At 40.5% G+C, this 12,472-nt stretch carries 25 protein-coding genes; 21 read left to right on the top strand and 4 right to left on the bottom strand.

The features are described from left to right. Positions 1-67: 67 nt before the first annotated feature. The 4 genes from CVP04_RS01530 to CVP04_RS01510 form a co-directional block, all read right to left on the bottom strand. Positions 68-412 carry an antiterminator Q family protein gene (locus tag CVP04_RS01530; protein ID WP_100295766.1) on the bottom strand — a complete coding sequence of 115 codons (345 nt, stop codon included), beginning with the start codon at positions 410-412 and terminating at the stop codon, positions 68-70. A gap of 343 nt (positions 413-755) precedes the next feature. Next, entirely contained in the window at positions 756-1,316 is a 561-nt protein-coding gene (locus tag CVP04_RS01525; protein WP_100295765.1) for a hypothetical protein, read from the bottom strand. 274 nt (positions 1,317-1,590) lie between these two features. Next, positions 1,591-1,959: a S24 family peptidase gene (locus tag CVP04_RS01515; RefSeq protein WP_100295764.1), complete on the bottom strand. Its 369-nt coding sequence runs from the start codon at positions 1,957-1,959 to the stop codon at positions 1,591-1,593. A 74-nt stretch (positions 1,960-2,033) separates the two neighbouring features. After that, the gene (locus tag CVP04_RS01510) at positions 2,034-2,540 is read right to left on the bottom strand and encodes a helix-turn-helix domain-containing protein (RefSeq protein ID WP_100295763.1); all 507 of its coding nucleotides are present in this window, start codon (positions 2,538-2,540) and stop codon (positions 2,034-2,036) included. A 137-nt stretch (positions 2,541-2,677) separates the two neighbouring features. Here CVP04_RS01510 and CVP04_RS01505 point away from each other — a divergent pair, with 137 nt between their 5' ends. The 21 genes from CVP04_RS01505 (at position 2,678) to CVP04_RS01420 (ending at position 12,472) form a co-directional block, all read left to right on the top strand. Continuing rightward, positions 2,678-2,866: a helix-turn-helix domain-containing protein gene (locus CVP04_RS01505; protein WP_100295762.1), complete on the top strand. Its 189-nt coding sequence runs from the start codon at positions 2,678-2,680 to the stop codon at positions 2,864-2,866. 10 nt (positions 2,867-2,876) lie between these two features. Next, positions 2,877-4,826, top strand: a complete 1,950-nt coding sequence (locus CVP04_RS01500) for a Mu transposase C-terminal domain-containing protein (protein WP_100295761.1) — start codon at positions 2,877-2,879, stop codon at positions 4,824-4,826. Between the two features lie 8 nt (positions 4,827-4,834). Next, entirely contained in the window at positions 4,835-5,710 is an 876-nt protein-coding gene (locus CVP04_RS01495; protein ID WP_100295760.1) for an AAA family ATPase, read from the top strand. A gap of 10 nt (positions 5,711-5,720) precedes the next feature. Continuing rightward, positions 5,721-5,936, top strand: a complete 216-nt coding sequence (locus tag CVP04_RS01490) for a hypothetical protein (protein WP_100295759.1) — start codon at positions 5,721-5,723, stop codon at positions 5,934-5,936. Positions 5,937-5,944: 8 nt separating this feature from the next. After that, on the top strand, positions 5,945-6,133 hold the full coding sequence (locus CVP04_RS01485) for a hypothetical protein (RefSeq protein ID WP_207761603.1): 189 nt from the start codon (positions 5,945-5,947) through the stop codon (positions 6,131-6,133). 9 nt (positions 6,134-6,142) lie between these two features. Then, a complete protein-coding gene (locus CVP04_RS01480) occupies positions 6,143-6,661 on the top strand; it encodes a host-nuclease inhibitor Gam family protein (RefSeq protein ID WP_100295758.1) in 519 nt (172 codons plus the stop codon). Positions 6,662-6,743: 82 nt separating this feature from the next. Continuing rightward, positions 6,744-6,941 (top strand): ANR family transcriptional regulator, encoded by a 198-nt coding sequence (locus CVP04_RS01475; protein ID WP_100295757.1) that lies wholly within the window; start codon positions 6,744-6,746, stop codon positions 6,939-6,941. 10 nt (positions 6,942-6,951) lie between these two features. Then, positions 6,952-7,116 (top strand): hypothetical protein, encoded by a 165-nt coding sequence (locus CVP04_RS12210; RefSeq protein ID WP_165772759.1) that lies wholly within the window; start codon positions 6,952-6,954, stop codon positions 7,114-7,116. Continuing rightward, a complete protein-coding gene (locus tag CVP04_RS12205) occupies positions 7,116-7,292 on the top strand; it encodes a hypothetical protein (protein WP_165772758.1) in 177 nt (58 codons plus the stop codon). The genes CVP04_RS12210 and CVP04_RS12205 overlap by 1 nt, the downstream gene beginning before the upstream one ends. 16 nt (positions 7,293-7,308) lie before the next feature. Next, entirely contained in the window at positions 7,309-8,217 is a 909-nt protein-coding gene (locus CVP04_RS01470; protein ID WP_100295756.1) for a hypothetical protein, read from the top strand. Between the two features lie 10 nt (positions 8,218-8,227). Then, positions 8,228-8,530 carry a hypothetical protein gene (locus CVP04_RS01465; RefSeq protein WP_100295755.1) on the top strand — a complete coding sequence of 101 codons (303 nt, stop codon included), beginning with the start codon at positions 8,228-8,230 and terminating at the stop codon, positions 8,528-8,530. Between the two features lie 75 nt (positions 8,531-8,605). Next, a complete protein-coding gene (locus tag CVP04_RS01460; RefSeq protein ID WP_100295754.1) occupies positions 8,606-9,148 on the top strand; it encodes a hypothetical protein in 543 nt (180 codons plus the stop codon). After that, complete coding sequence (locus CVP04_RS01455) at positions 9,145-9,558, top strand: gp16 family protein (RefSeq protein ID WP_243385055.1); 414 nt, start codon at positions 9,145-9,147, stop codon at positions 9,556-9,558. Before CVP04_RS01460 ends, CVP04_RS01455 begins: the two co-directional genes overlap by 4 nt. 61 nt (positions 9,559-9,619) lie before the next feature. Continuing rightward, a complete protein-coding gene (locus CVP04_RS01450; protein ID WP_100295752.1) occupies positions 9,620-10,099 on the top strand; it encodes a hypothetical protein in 480 nt (159 codons plus the stop codon). 113 nt (positions 10,100-10,212) lie between these two features. Continuing rightward, positions 10,213-10,629 carry a mor transcription activator family protein gene (locus CVP04_RS01445; RefSeq protein ID WP_100295751.1) on the top strand — a complete coding sequence of 139 codons (417 nt, stop codon included), beginning with the start codon at positions 10,213-10,215 and terminating at the stop codon, positions 10,627-10,629. Positions 10,630-10,709: 80 nt separating this feature from the next. Further along, a complete protein-coding gene (locus CVP04_RS01440; RefSeq protein WP_100295750.1) occupies positions 10,710-11,213 on the top strand; it encodes a glycoside hydrolase family 108 protein in 504 nt (167 codons plus the stop codon). A 9-nt stretch (positions 11,214-11,222) separates the two neighbouring features. Further along, positions 11,223-11,384, top strand: coding sequence for a hypothetical protein (locus tag CVP04_RS12200; RefSeq protein WP_165772757.1), 162 nt, complete (start codon positions 11,223-11,225; stop codon positions 11,382-11,384). Continuing rightward, complete coding sequence (locus tag CVP04_RS01435; RefSeq protein WP_100295749.1) at positions 11,384-11,602, top strand: DUF2644 domain-containing protein; 219 nt, start codon at positions 11,384-11,386, stop codon at positions 11,600-11,602. The genes CVP04_RS12200 and CVP04_RS01435 overlap by 1 nt, the downstream gene beginning before the upstream one ends. After that, positions 11,599-11,856 carry a DUF2681 domain-containing protein gene (locus tag CVP04_RS01430; protein ID WP_341476045.1) on the top strand — a complete coding sequence of 86 codons (258 nt, stop codon included), beginning with the start codon at positions 11,599-11,601 and terminating at the stop codon, positions 11,854-11,856. The genes CVP04_RS01435 and CVP04_RS01430 overlap by 4 nt, the downstream gene beginning before the upstream one ends. 113 nt (positions 11,857-11,969) lie before the next feature. Continuing rightward, positions 11,970-12,224: a hypothetical protein gene (locus tag CVP04_RS01425; RefSeq protein WP_100295748.1), complete on the top strand. Its 255-nt coding sequence runs from the start codon at positions 11,970-11,972 to the stop codon at positions 12,222-12,224. Then, positions 12,224-12,472, top strand: a complete 249-nt coding sequence (locus CVP04_RS01420) for a hypothetical protein (protein ID WP_341476044.1) — start codon at positions 12,224-12,226, stop codon at positions 12,470-12,472. The genes CVP04_RS01425 and CVP04_RS01420 overlap by 1 nt, the downstream gene beginning before the upstream one ends.

Below are 12,472 nucleotides of genomic sequence, written 5' to 3'. Positions count from 1 at the left end.
TAGTTGCGCTTTCCGCAAGATACGGGAGAAATATACCTTAGCTGCTTAGCAGTTGTCAAATTTTTTTTTAACGTCTGCATAAAAAACCGTAAATAAAATGTTCGGCTGCCGTAAAGACTTTTTCGACATAGTGGCGCGAGCGATTAATTTTTTTCGCAATTGTTGCTTGAGACAACTGATCGATGTAAAAAGATTTGATCATCTCATAACCCAGTATATCAATTTTTTTTAATTCACATACCGCACATTCTACCGCTAGGATTTCTTCCTCTATCAAAGTTATAGATCTTGATGGGTCTTGTTCAGCACCTTCAATCCCTAATGCGTGTCTGGGGTAATCTACACCGAGATCAAATTCTCTCGACCATAACCCCCAATCATCTAACCGTAATTTAAATTCTTCTTTCGTCATTTTTTTCTCTCCTATGGGTGGCGCTCATTTTTTAACCGCGCCACCTTGATAAAGCCTTATTCTTACTGGGTTTGTCATTATTTTTATGCCGAAAAGGTGGCGGTGGCACTACCCTCAAAAACTTTATATATAAAAATTACGTTAATACATTATGGTTCTACCATTACCACAATATATTTTTCATTTTTTAAATATCTTTTTTTACTGCCACCCTGCCACCTTTTACTATTTTTAGCTCTAATATATTGATTTATAATTATTTTTTAAGGTGGCGCTCATTTTTTAATCGAGCCACCCTTGAATAGCTAACTTATTGATTTAATTAACATTGGCGGGTGGCACTTCATACTAGACTTTCAAAGTCCGCCACCGCATTTTCCGCTGCATCTAGCTGCTCCCGAATGTAGCATAGATCGCTCAAATCAACAGATTTATCCAAAATCCAAGGACGCAGCTTTTTACCTTTAAATTTTAGTGTTACTTGGAGGCCTATACGCTCTTGCAATAACTTTCTTAACGCCATTTGATCAACCGTCAAATCCTCATTATTTTCGGTTAAATACCGCATAATCTGTGCGATAGTCATAGCTTTAGCGGGCGGCTGGCTCAAGAAGTCGAGGAAAGCCACTTCTAAATCTGAACGGTTAAAATCAATCATTTTACGGCGTGCTGGCGTATCAAACGAATGCGTCCAACGGTAATCTGATAAATCCAACGACACTAAATAGCTATAAACTTCGGCGATGAATTGCTTGTCATTAAGTAAGCTATAAAGGTGGTCGTAATAGGCTTTTTCTTTTGCGTGATCAGGCCCACCAAACACATTAATTCTTCGGTCTTCCTCCTTCAGCACTAGGGCATCCGTATGGTTGGTCATAAAAAAGAAATTGGTATAAACGGGCATTGTTTTCTTTGTATGGGGTACTGATTATTTTTGCATAGATAGAAATAAAAAAATTTGGGTCGGGAAAATGCGGTGAGCTTAGGAAATACGGGGCTTTTCGCGTTTTTGGTTTGTATAGTTATGCAAAATATAAAATGAGCAAAAATAGTAAAAAAATGAGTAAATTTGCGTTATTTTTTGCATAATAGTGATCAGTATTTAAAAAGATTTTAAACACATTTTAAAAATTAAAAAAGTGAATGGGTTAAGTGTGAGGCTTAACCCTTTTTTGTGGTTAGAAATCTCTGTAACTTCTGACAAGTTGTCCTATTATAATTAACTCGTTGGCTTCGTCTGCGTTTAGGATTATTGGGCGGTATGCGGGGTTGCCGCTTAGTAGTTCTATGCCGTTAAAGCCAAGTTGAACTTTTTTAACCCACATTGCGCCTTGGTGGTTTAAAACAAATATCTTCCCTTCTCTAAGTTCTGTTTTTGAACGATCTACGATGATTTCTTCGCCGTCTTTTAGGGTTGGGTGCATGCTGTCGCCGTCTACGGTGAATATTGCTAAATTGTCGGCTTTTAAGCCCCTTGTTTTCAATAGTTTAAAACTACACAGTAAATATTTTAAACTGTGTAGTTTTATACTTTTCACATATTGCATACACAGAAAGCATAATAGATTGATTTATTTAATATTTTTTTGCTATTTTCCTAAAAATGCTTAAATTATTCTGTTTACTTAGATTTACGTTTTAATTGCTCTTTTTCTGTGTACTCAGTCCATTTTAATGTTGTAAACGTGTAATCGTAAGTCATCCTTGCGGAGTCAATGATAAGCTGCTTCCCTTTTTCATTACTTTTTCTAAAATAATTGATCAACATCATTTCTTCCATTGTCAAAGGGATTGGATAAATGGCATCTTCAGGCTCATGAGCTAAATAAAATTTAGGTCCATTGCTACTTTCTGAAAGTTCTACAATCTTTTCTTTCATTTCTTCAATCATTTCCTGATCTTTTACGGTTTGAGAATCCCTATTCCCCGTTAAAACATAATCCACATCAATTTTAGTATTAGGATTATTAAGAACCGCAACTCTTAAAAGATTTTCAGGAAACACACCACGTCTTTTTCGTTCAGCAAAAGCTGTTTTTGTTAAACCTAAAAATTCAGCTATATCTTTATCCATAGTTAGGGAAAGCTCAGTTTTTAACCGATTAAGTTGATTTATAAAAGTTGTCATAAAAAAATCCTTGCAATTCATAAAATTCATATTAATATGAACTAAGTAAATAATAATGAACTATATGATTTATTATTAAATCATAAAAATGATTTTAGTTTAAAAGCTATTCTTAGTCTATAAAAAAAGAGGTGGTTATGAAAAAAAGAAGTAGAGAAGAAACTAAACAGTGGTTTAGAGATAAAAATATCACTCAAGCAGAATGGGGACGACAAAATGGTTATAACTCAAATGAAATAAGTCGTGTTTTGAATGGGAAATCTAAATGTTTATATGGTCGAGAGCGAGATATTGCTATTAAGTTAAATATACATTTAGAGAATTGAGGAGTTCATTATGAGTGAACTTAAATCATATTATTCAGCGCAAGAATTAGTGGATTTAAACTTAATAAAGCTGCCAACAACCAAGAAAGCCATAATAACTAGGGCTAAAAAAGAAAACTGGCAATCCCAACCCCGCAAAGGACGCGGGGGCGGTATTGAATACGCGTTAAATACCCTACCCGAAGAAATCCAAGCCGAGATCCGCGATAAGTTTGCAATGTCGGTGGTAAATAAAAAAGTGTCTGTGCCGGTTGTGCGCAATGAAGACATCTGCTCTTTAACAACTAAACAACGTGAAATCGCTGATGCGCGTATGGCATTAGTGGCTTGTGTGGCGGAGTTGGAACAGTCTATGAGCCGGATTAAGGCGGTGACGTACTTTTGCGAACAGGCGAAGTGCGGTCAGTTATCGGCGGAATTAATCGGCTTAGTGGAAATTGCCAATGCGAAAAAGGGTAATAGTGGACGGGTTTTATCAGTGACCACGTTAAATAAGTGGGTAATTAAGTATCACAAGGCGAGTAATGCGGAAGAGCGTTTGCTAGCCCTTGCACCGGCACAGCGAAAAGCGAAAAAAGCCGAGGAATTGGCTTGGTTGCCTGATTTTTTAGCGGTTTATCGTAATACGAATGGGGTGAATATTGCCGAGGCTTACCACGAATTTGCTTATCGTTGGCAAATGCAGTTTGCGGATCAGCCTTTGTTGCTTGAACGGTTGCCGAGTATTGGTCAGGTGCGTCGCGGGTTAGCTAAGCTGCCGAAATTAATCAAAGAAATCGGGCGAAAAACCGGTGCAGAACTTAGAGCGTTGAATACTTATGTTAAGCGTGATTGGTCGGTATTGCGGGCGAATGACGTGTGGGTGGGTGACGGTCACTCAATGAAGATGAAGGTACAGCATCCTGATCACGGTCGTCCGTTTATTCCAGAAGTGACGTTAATTATGGATACCGCAAGTCGGTTTATTGTGGGCTGGTCGGTGAGTTTGGCGGAGAACTGTTTAGCGGTCGCGGATGCCTTGAGATGTGGCATTGAGCGGCACGGCATACCGGCAATTTACTACTCCGATAACGGTGGCGGTGAGAAAAACTGGATGTTAGACGGTGATATTACCGGAATGTTGCCAAGACTTGGGATAAATCACCAGACGGGTATTCCGGGCAATCCGCAAGGGCGTGGGATTATTGAGCGGGTGAATAAGACATTATTGTTGCGCATTGCACGGCAGTTTGAAACGTATCACGGCGGTGGTGCAGATCGCGAAACGGCACGAAAAACCGGCACGGCGATTATCTCTTTAGATAAAGCCTTAAGACAGCGCAAAACCGAATTAACCCCGAAACAGCAAAGTGCGGTGGGAAAATTGCCCAGTTGGAAACAGTTTGTTGACGCCGTAGAAGAAGGTGTGCGTTGGTATAACGAAGAACATATCCACCGAGAAATCGGCACGACGCCGGCACGCAAGCGTGCGGAATTATTAAAAGGCGTTGATGTGTTGTATGTCACACCGGTCGAAGCGAGAGATATGTTTAGACCGCAAGTGATCCGCACCGCACAACGTGGCTGGGTATCCGTATTTAACAATGACTATTTTAACCAGCAACTCATTAATGTGGACGGTGAGAAAGTGGCGGTGAGTTTTGATATTCACAATGCGGAAACGGTGATTATTCGTCGGTTGGACGGGAGCTATATTTGCGACGGCATTTGGAACGGCAATAAGCGAGATGCATTTCCGAAACCTTTTGTGGAAAAAGCGAGAGAAACACGTTATCAGCACAGAATTAAGCTCAAACAAGCGCAAGTGGACGAAATTAATGCAGAACTTAATCCGGTTATCAACCTTGAACACAACACAAGCACTGATTTGTTGCACGGGTTAAGAACCAGTTTGAAAAAGGCGGCAAAGGCGGAAGAAATCGCCGTATTACCAAGTGAATTACGCAGAAAACAAGCATAGGAGCGAAGATGAAAGAGCAATTACAACAATATATGCAAGAAAACGGTCTTACCCAACAACAGATCGCCAATGCAGTCGGGAAATCCGTTGCCGTTATTAACCAATATTTAAAAGGCACATACAAAGGCAAAACAGATGAAGTCGATGAAGCTGTAAAACGTTTAATCGGTCGGCAAAAAGACAAAGTAGTCGAGCGAAAATTTAATACGGAATTTGTGCCGACCTTTGCGGCGGAAAGCTGTTTAGATGCTATCCATATCGCGCACGTTGAAGGCGATATTGCGGTGATTACCGGTGCTGCCGGCTTGGGTAAAACTCAAGCATTAAAACGCTATGTGGAGTGTAATCCGGAAACGATTTTTATCGAAGTTGAACCGAGTTGTAATGCGAAAGTATTGCTTAAAACCTTATGCCAACAGTTAGGTGTGAATGATACGGGGCTTAATCACGACTTATTTACTCGCATTGTCGGAAAATTGAGTGATGAACGCTTAATTATTGTGGATGAGGCGGAATTATTAAGCACGAAATGCTTGGAATATTTACGCCGTATCCACGACCTTGCGAAATGTGGCGTCGTGCTCGCCGGTATGCCCAGATTATTAATTAATTTAAAAGGCAAATACGGTGAATTAGCCCAGCTTTATAGCAGAGTGGGGATCGCCCTTGATTTGGGTAATGCATTAAGCGCCGAAGATGTGGCGTTATTAGCCGAAAAAGGCTTAGGTACGGCAGAATTTAACGAATTGCTATTTAAGGTGTGTAAAGGCAATGCACGCCGCTTAAATAAATTGATGCGCGGCGCAGTGCGAATTGCGGAAATGAACCAACGTCCACTCGACGCCGCCATTATTAACCGTTATGCAGAGATGTTAATCGACTAAGGAGCACCCTATGGCAAGACAAGACATTATTGATACCGCTTACGCCTTAAGACGCGAGGGCGTGGAAATTGTGCAATCAAAAGACGGGCGATTCCCGCAATTTTTAATCTTGCGCCCAAGCAAGCGATTAATGGCGAAAGCGGTGAAACTCACCGAGCGAATCAATGGTAAACGCCGCGAGCGATTTGTGGCTATGCAAGGCAAATGTGCGGTGTTTTGGTATTAGGAGGAATAATGGTAAGTCGTCAAATTTATGCTGTCTATCGTGGTGAGCAAAATTTAATGGACGGCACAGCAGAAGAAATCGCAAAAAAATTGAATATCAGAGTTGAAAGCGTGCGAAAACAGTCAACACCAACCGCACAAAAACGAAACAAAGGACAACGATTGGTTGTTATTAAATTGGGAAGAGAGCTTTATTAGGAGAATATTATGGCAAAAAAGACAGCTCGAATTAAAACTGATACTCACGCAGTGCGTTTGCAAACGCGTGATGATGTGGAAACGGCAATTAAGCAAATCGGTGATTTACAACGTCAACTCGAAGGCTTGGCGATTGAACAGAATAACGAGCTTGCGGCGATTACGGAGAAATTTGCGCCGAAAATTACCGCACTTAAAGCGGAAATTGAGCCTGTGCAACAGGCTGTACAGGCTTGGTGTGAGAGCCGTCGGGATGAGCTGACACAAAACGGCAAAACGAAGACCGGCAGTTTTAACACAGGGGAAGTTCAGTGGCGACAACGTCCGCCTTCTGTGGGTATTCGTGGGGTGGACAGCGTGCTTGAGAGCCTTCGCACTTTGGGGCTTACTCGCTTTATTCGGGTGAAAGAAGAACCGAATAAAGAGGCGATGTTAAATGAACCGGAAATTGCCGGCACGGTTGCCGGCGTTACGATTAAAACCGGTATTGAAGATTTTGTGATTATGCCGTTTGAGCAGGAGGTGTAACAAAAGGAGATGATTAAAACCCTTTTCAATGCCCTTTAATCTAAGGGGCATTTATAAAGTGTTTTAGTAAGAGGAAAAAGCAGTGAATAAAAACATCAACAACTTTAACCGCTTTAAGTATTACAGCGAACAAGCGGCAAAAAACGAACGGTGCGGTGAATTACAAGATGCGAAAGAACAATGGGCGATTGCCGAATTAAATGCGCCCGGTGTAAAAAACCGTGAATGGTGCAAATACCGCGCTAAATTTTGTGAACGTGTATTAAGCAAACCATTTTAGGGAGGAAATAATGGCGAAATATGTAGCCCGTTTTTATTGCTTGGTCGAAGCGGTTGTTGAGGCGAAAAGCAATGAACAAGTATTGGAAAAATGTGATTTAAACACCTTTGATGTAAATAAGTTACCGCACAAAATCGTTGAAATAGACGATGTTGTGGAAGTGGAGGAAGTGTGATGGAACTTAGAAAAAGACAAGATACGGTCTGCGAAATTGCCGATGTAATTGCGTTGTTGGAAACAGCAAAAGAAACGGTGTTGAATGACCAAGCGGAAGACACCTTAAAGCTGATGAAATTAGCTGAAATAGAGTTAAGAAAAGCGAAACGTGAAGTGTTGAAATCTATTAATTAACAACAGGAGAAACAAAATGAACTACCAAGATTATATCAAAATGAACCAAATCGGCGTGTATAGCATCGCTTTTCCGACGGAAAAGGTTGTCGAAACCTTGGAAAATGCGGTGCTTGATGAACGCGGCGGGGTGAAATTTGAAATTGTGAAAAATCCGTTTGCCGATAAGAAAGTTATTGAAGTGGGTGAAGATGGTTTATTTTTCTCGGTGCGAGCAGAGTTTAAGAATTTAACCAAAGAGCTTGTCGCACATAAAACCTATGAACTTAGTCAGGATGGCGTATCTTTTGAAGTGGAGCTGGAAGCCCGAAGTCAGTTATATCAAATCATTCCGCCGTCCAGCGAAATTTATAACTTTTTCTACAATCGCACGACTGAAATGTTAATAGTAAACAGTAACAGTAAACGCTCTAAAACCGCCATTATGCAGCTTATTCAGGTTTTCGGGCTTGCCGGAGTGAAGTCGATTATTGTGTCGGATGAAAAACTGGGCATTAATAAGCGCTTTGTAGATTTTATCGAAAATCAAACGCCGATGTTTAAATTTGTCAACTTTAATCACACGGCGACCTTACGCAAAGATACACATAACGAAAAAAGCCACCGCACTTGTCGTCATTTAGACAGTGCAAAAGGCAAAGAAAATGCGTTACAGGTTTTAAACGACGGCTTTTATGTGCAGTCTTTGGAGATGATTTACCTTGATGTTTTGCGTTTTAAATTGGATGAGGATTTACATATCCGCAATATGCGTTTTAAAGATTATGCCACTACATTGCGTAATTTGCACAGTGATGAAGCCTTTTATTATAAAAGAGGGCGTTTTTATGAATATATCGGTATGCAATACGACACGTTAAATAAAATTATGCGCAGTACGGTGTTGGAATTTACGCAAGAAACGAAGCTGGAACAGTTTGCATAGGGAAAATAGTATGGAAATACAACCTAAAATCTGCTTAGAAGTCATTTTTGACGATGAAGAAACCTTAAGTAAGGTCAGTATTGGAGCAAAAACCGATGTGTTAGGCGGTAAGGTGTCAAGAGTGAATTTTCAGGGCGATACTTTTGACGATTTAGAATGGTTTATGGGCTTGTTTGATGATAATCAAATGCAGTTCTTATGCGCAAGAAACAATACCGTTGATCGTATGAAAAGTGCTATCTATAAAGCATTGGATAAGTTGATTAATGAGATCATAGACGAAGAAGAAATTGACAACGATATCCCGTATTAAAACCCATTTACAGCCCATTTAAACTGTATTTAAAGTGGGCTGAGTAATGTGTTTTAGCATAATCAAGGAGCCAATATGAAACTCTGCCGTTGTCCGGTTTGTCACAGTGACATCCATTTAGATCAGCTGTTGGAAGACGATGCCGGACGTGAAATCTTAACCATATTAACCCAACTTAAAGGCAATACCGCCCGCGCGTTGGTGAGTTATATTGCCCTTTTTCGTCCGGAAAAATCGGCATTATCCAATAGCCGAGCGTTAAAACTAATGCAAGAAGTGTTAGAAAGTTATGCTCCTGGTTTATTGTTGGCACACGCATTGCAAGAAACGGTGAACGGTGTAATGAAAAACCGCCGTGAAAGTAAAAATATCGTTGCGTTGACAAATCATAATTATCTAAAAAAAGTCTATGACGGTGCGAAACCTTTATTTGCGGTAGTTCGCAATGAAAACGACGAAGAAAAACAGCAAAACCAACCTGTGACACAAGAAGATGAACGGGTTGCCGCAGTGCAATATATTGAACGTTTTGCCAATATCGGGATGTTAGATTTGGTGAAAAATACTCCGCAATATCTTATTTGGCGGAAATGGAAACAGGAGCGAAAAGGCATATGATGACCGGGCAGGCAAAAGCATTAATGGCAAAAATCCACATTGGTAAAACACAGTTAAAAATGGACGATGTCACCTATCGGGTATTTTTACGCAATCTTGTGGGGAAAGCCAGTTGCAAAGAAATGACCGAGCAAGAATTAAAAATTGTGTTGAGCGGCTTAAAGCAAAAGGGATTTACACCGGTTGCCACCCGATTTAAAGTGCAAAAACGCCCGACACCGCCGGCAGATAAGGCAATTTATTTAGCAAAAATCACCGCACTTTTAGCCAATCAAGGCAAACCGCAGTCTTATGCGGATGCGGTGGCTAAAAAAGCCTTTGGGGTGGATTTTGTGCATTGGTTGGCGGTTTGGCAGTTGAAAAAGGTGATTCAGATGTTGGCGGTGTATGAACATAGACAAAACAAATGATATAGATTAAAGTTAAAGCCCTAAGAAACGTAAATTAGGGCTTTTTTTATTGGAGGCGATTATGAAAAAGATTATTACTTTACTTACTTTGACAATTTTATCTTTATCTGTTCAAGCCTTTGATCAGGAAAAATTTAAAACTGATACGGGATATTATAATTTATATCGTGGTAAAGCTAAGGCTATCGTGATTTTACTTACCCCATTTAACACGTCTAACAGCGTAAAAGAAGCATTTGATTTATATAGTCAAGGCGATCCGACAAAATGGAGAAATTTAGTAGGCAGACTAAACGAAGCTCGTCAAAAAGGACAGGAAATCGGCGCATTTAACTATATGTCAAGTTGTCTAAATGCCACGATACAAGCTGATTTAATGTGGAATTACGCAGCAACAATGACAACAAACGGATTGGATGAATGGAATGATCCGAACGCTTTTAATTTAAAAATGTATAACCAAGCTAAGCGCAATTTTGAACTGGAGTTTAGCGATTGTAAGAGTGTATCGAGAACCCCGCCTAATAAAGAAGATTATTAATATAAATCTCGCCAAACGGCGAGATTTTTTATATATTTTTCTTCCCAAACATTCTCCCTTTTTAATTTTTCGTGTTTCAATTCGCTTGAAGATCAAATAAAAAGGAGAATGTTATGCAATTAGAAGACGTTACCGAATTATTGCCGGATATTGTACAGGATATGATCCGTTTGATTGGTTTTGCCGATACGGAAAAAATGATTAAAACATTCGGCGGTGTGACATTTCGTTTTACCGACGGCGTGGTTTATTTCCCGAAATTAGTTGAGTTGATTGGGCGTGATAAGGCGATTAAATTGCGTGAATTTTTTAGATGTGAACACGCCTATATTCCGCGTTGTGAAGTTGCTTTACGAATGTTACGCAATTATAATTTTAAATCGGACTATGATCGCCTCACTCAAATCGAACGGAAAAGCGGACGGCAAGCAATGCTTGAACTTTGCCCGAAATATCAAATATCAGATCGCTTAGGGTGGTCATTAATCAAAGATATGCAACCAAGTGCAACACAATCCGCCCTCTTTTAGTGCTGAAACCGCTCCACTCCTAACCTTACGCCAAATTATCCAAAATAGCCCTTAATGATTTACGATTAAGGGCTATTTTTATGACTCAACTTATGAATTTTGATGACGTTTTTAACCGCACTTTAGGACACGAAGGCGGTTATGTCAACCATCCTGATGATCCCGGCGGCGAAACCAACTGGGGAATTACTAAACGCACGGCAATCGAAAACGGTTATACGGGCGCAATGAAAACAATGAGCCGCGATACTGCAAAAGAAATCTATCGACGCGCAGTTTGGCTACGTTATCAATGTGATCGAATGCCGCGCGCCGTTGCCTATCAATTTTTTGACGCCGCAGTTAACCACGGTAACGGCAATGCCATCCGGCTGTTGCAGCGCGCCGTCGGTGTCGTGGATGACGGTGTTATCGGCAAAATTACCCTCGCCGCAATTCGGGCGATGAATGAAAACGACATTATTATGCGTTTAAACGCCGAGCGCCTTATTTTTTATACGAAATTAACGCATTTCAACGCATTCGGTCGGGGCTGGGTGCGGCGTATTGCAGAAAATTTACGTTATGGCGCACAAGATAATTAGGAGTTCAATATGAAATTATGGACGTGGATTAAATCATTATTCGGTAAAAAAATTACAGAACAAGTCGGTTTGCCCAGAAATCCTCGCTACAGCAAGATCGCTTGGAGCTATCGGTGCAACGGCAAACTGACCGCAGCGGAAATGTTGTATTTAAAACTGGGAGCATTGTGATGTCATTAAAAGAATTAATTTCCAATCACGACGGTCGGTTATCGACGACCGGATTTATTCAATTTTTCGGCGCGTTGTTAATGGCGGGCGTACTGACTTATAGCGTCTATCTCGATCGCCCTTATGTCACCGAACTATTCAATGCGTTTGCGCTATTTTGCGGTGGCGGCGCAGCGACAAAGGGCTTTGCGAATGCGTTAAATCGGAGTGAAAAATGATGACATATGTATTTGTTGTCGGTTTTGTCCTGGTCGTGATATTGCTTTCTTATGCGGGCTACAAAATTAAACGGGCAAATAACGAAATAGACCGTTTATTTAAAACCAATGAGCAACTGCAAACGGAAAAAATCATTGCGCAGACTCAAGTAAAAAATTTGACCGTAAGGAAACAATATGAAGAAAACAGCCATAATGCTGACCGCACTGCTGTTATTGACCGCTTGCAGCAATCTGCCGATCTCCGTGACTAACGTAAGTTGCGCCGGTTTTAGCGTGATAAAAGCAAGTCGTCAGGATACGACAGAAACGTTACGGCAGATTTTAGTCCACAATCAAACTTATCGGGCGATCTGCGGAGGTGAAAATGGAAATCCAAATTAACGGCACAATGATTTTTAACCTGATTGTGAGTATTGCCGTCTTTTTTATCGGGATGTGGTTTAAACGGCTGGAAAGCGATCATCGCGAAGTCAAAGAAGACATCCGCCAAATAAAAGAAAAATACCAAACGAAAGAAATGGCAAATCACGTTAATTTGGGCGTAAGCGGTCAATTAGAGCGCATATTTGACAAATTAGACAGCATTGAGAGTAAGTTGGATAAAAAGGCGGATAAATAATGCGGGTAAAAAATAAATCAACATCGGAAAAATTAGATGTCATTTTAGACAAACTAATCAGTATTGACGAAAAAGTAGATAAACAAAACGAAGAAATCACTAAATTACGTCGTGAAATGCAGAGTTTGGAAAGCCAAGTTAACGAAATGGCAAAAAAACACAAAGTACAGGCATTAGTCGCCGGTGGTATCGGGGGCGGGTTAGCTGCGGTGGGATTTGAGCTATTGCGCTTAAAATTTGGAGGCTAA

The sequence above is a fragment of the Caviibacterium pharyngocola genome, from assembly GCF_002795405.1.
GTDB lineage: Bacteria > Pseudomonadota > Gammaproteobacteria > Enterobacterales > Pasteurellaceae > Caviibacterium > Caviibacterium pharyngocola.
The sequence above is the reverse complement of the archived record's forward strand: the minus strand, read 5'-3'. Positions and strand labels throughout refer to the sequence as shown.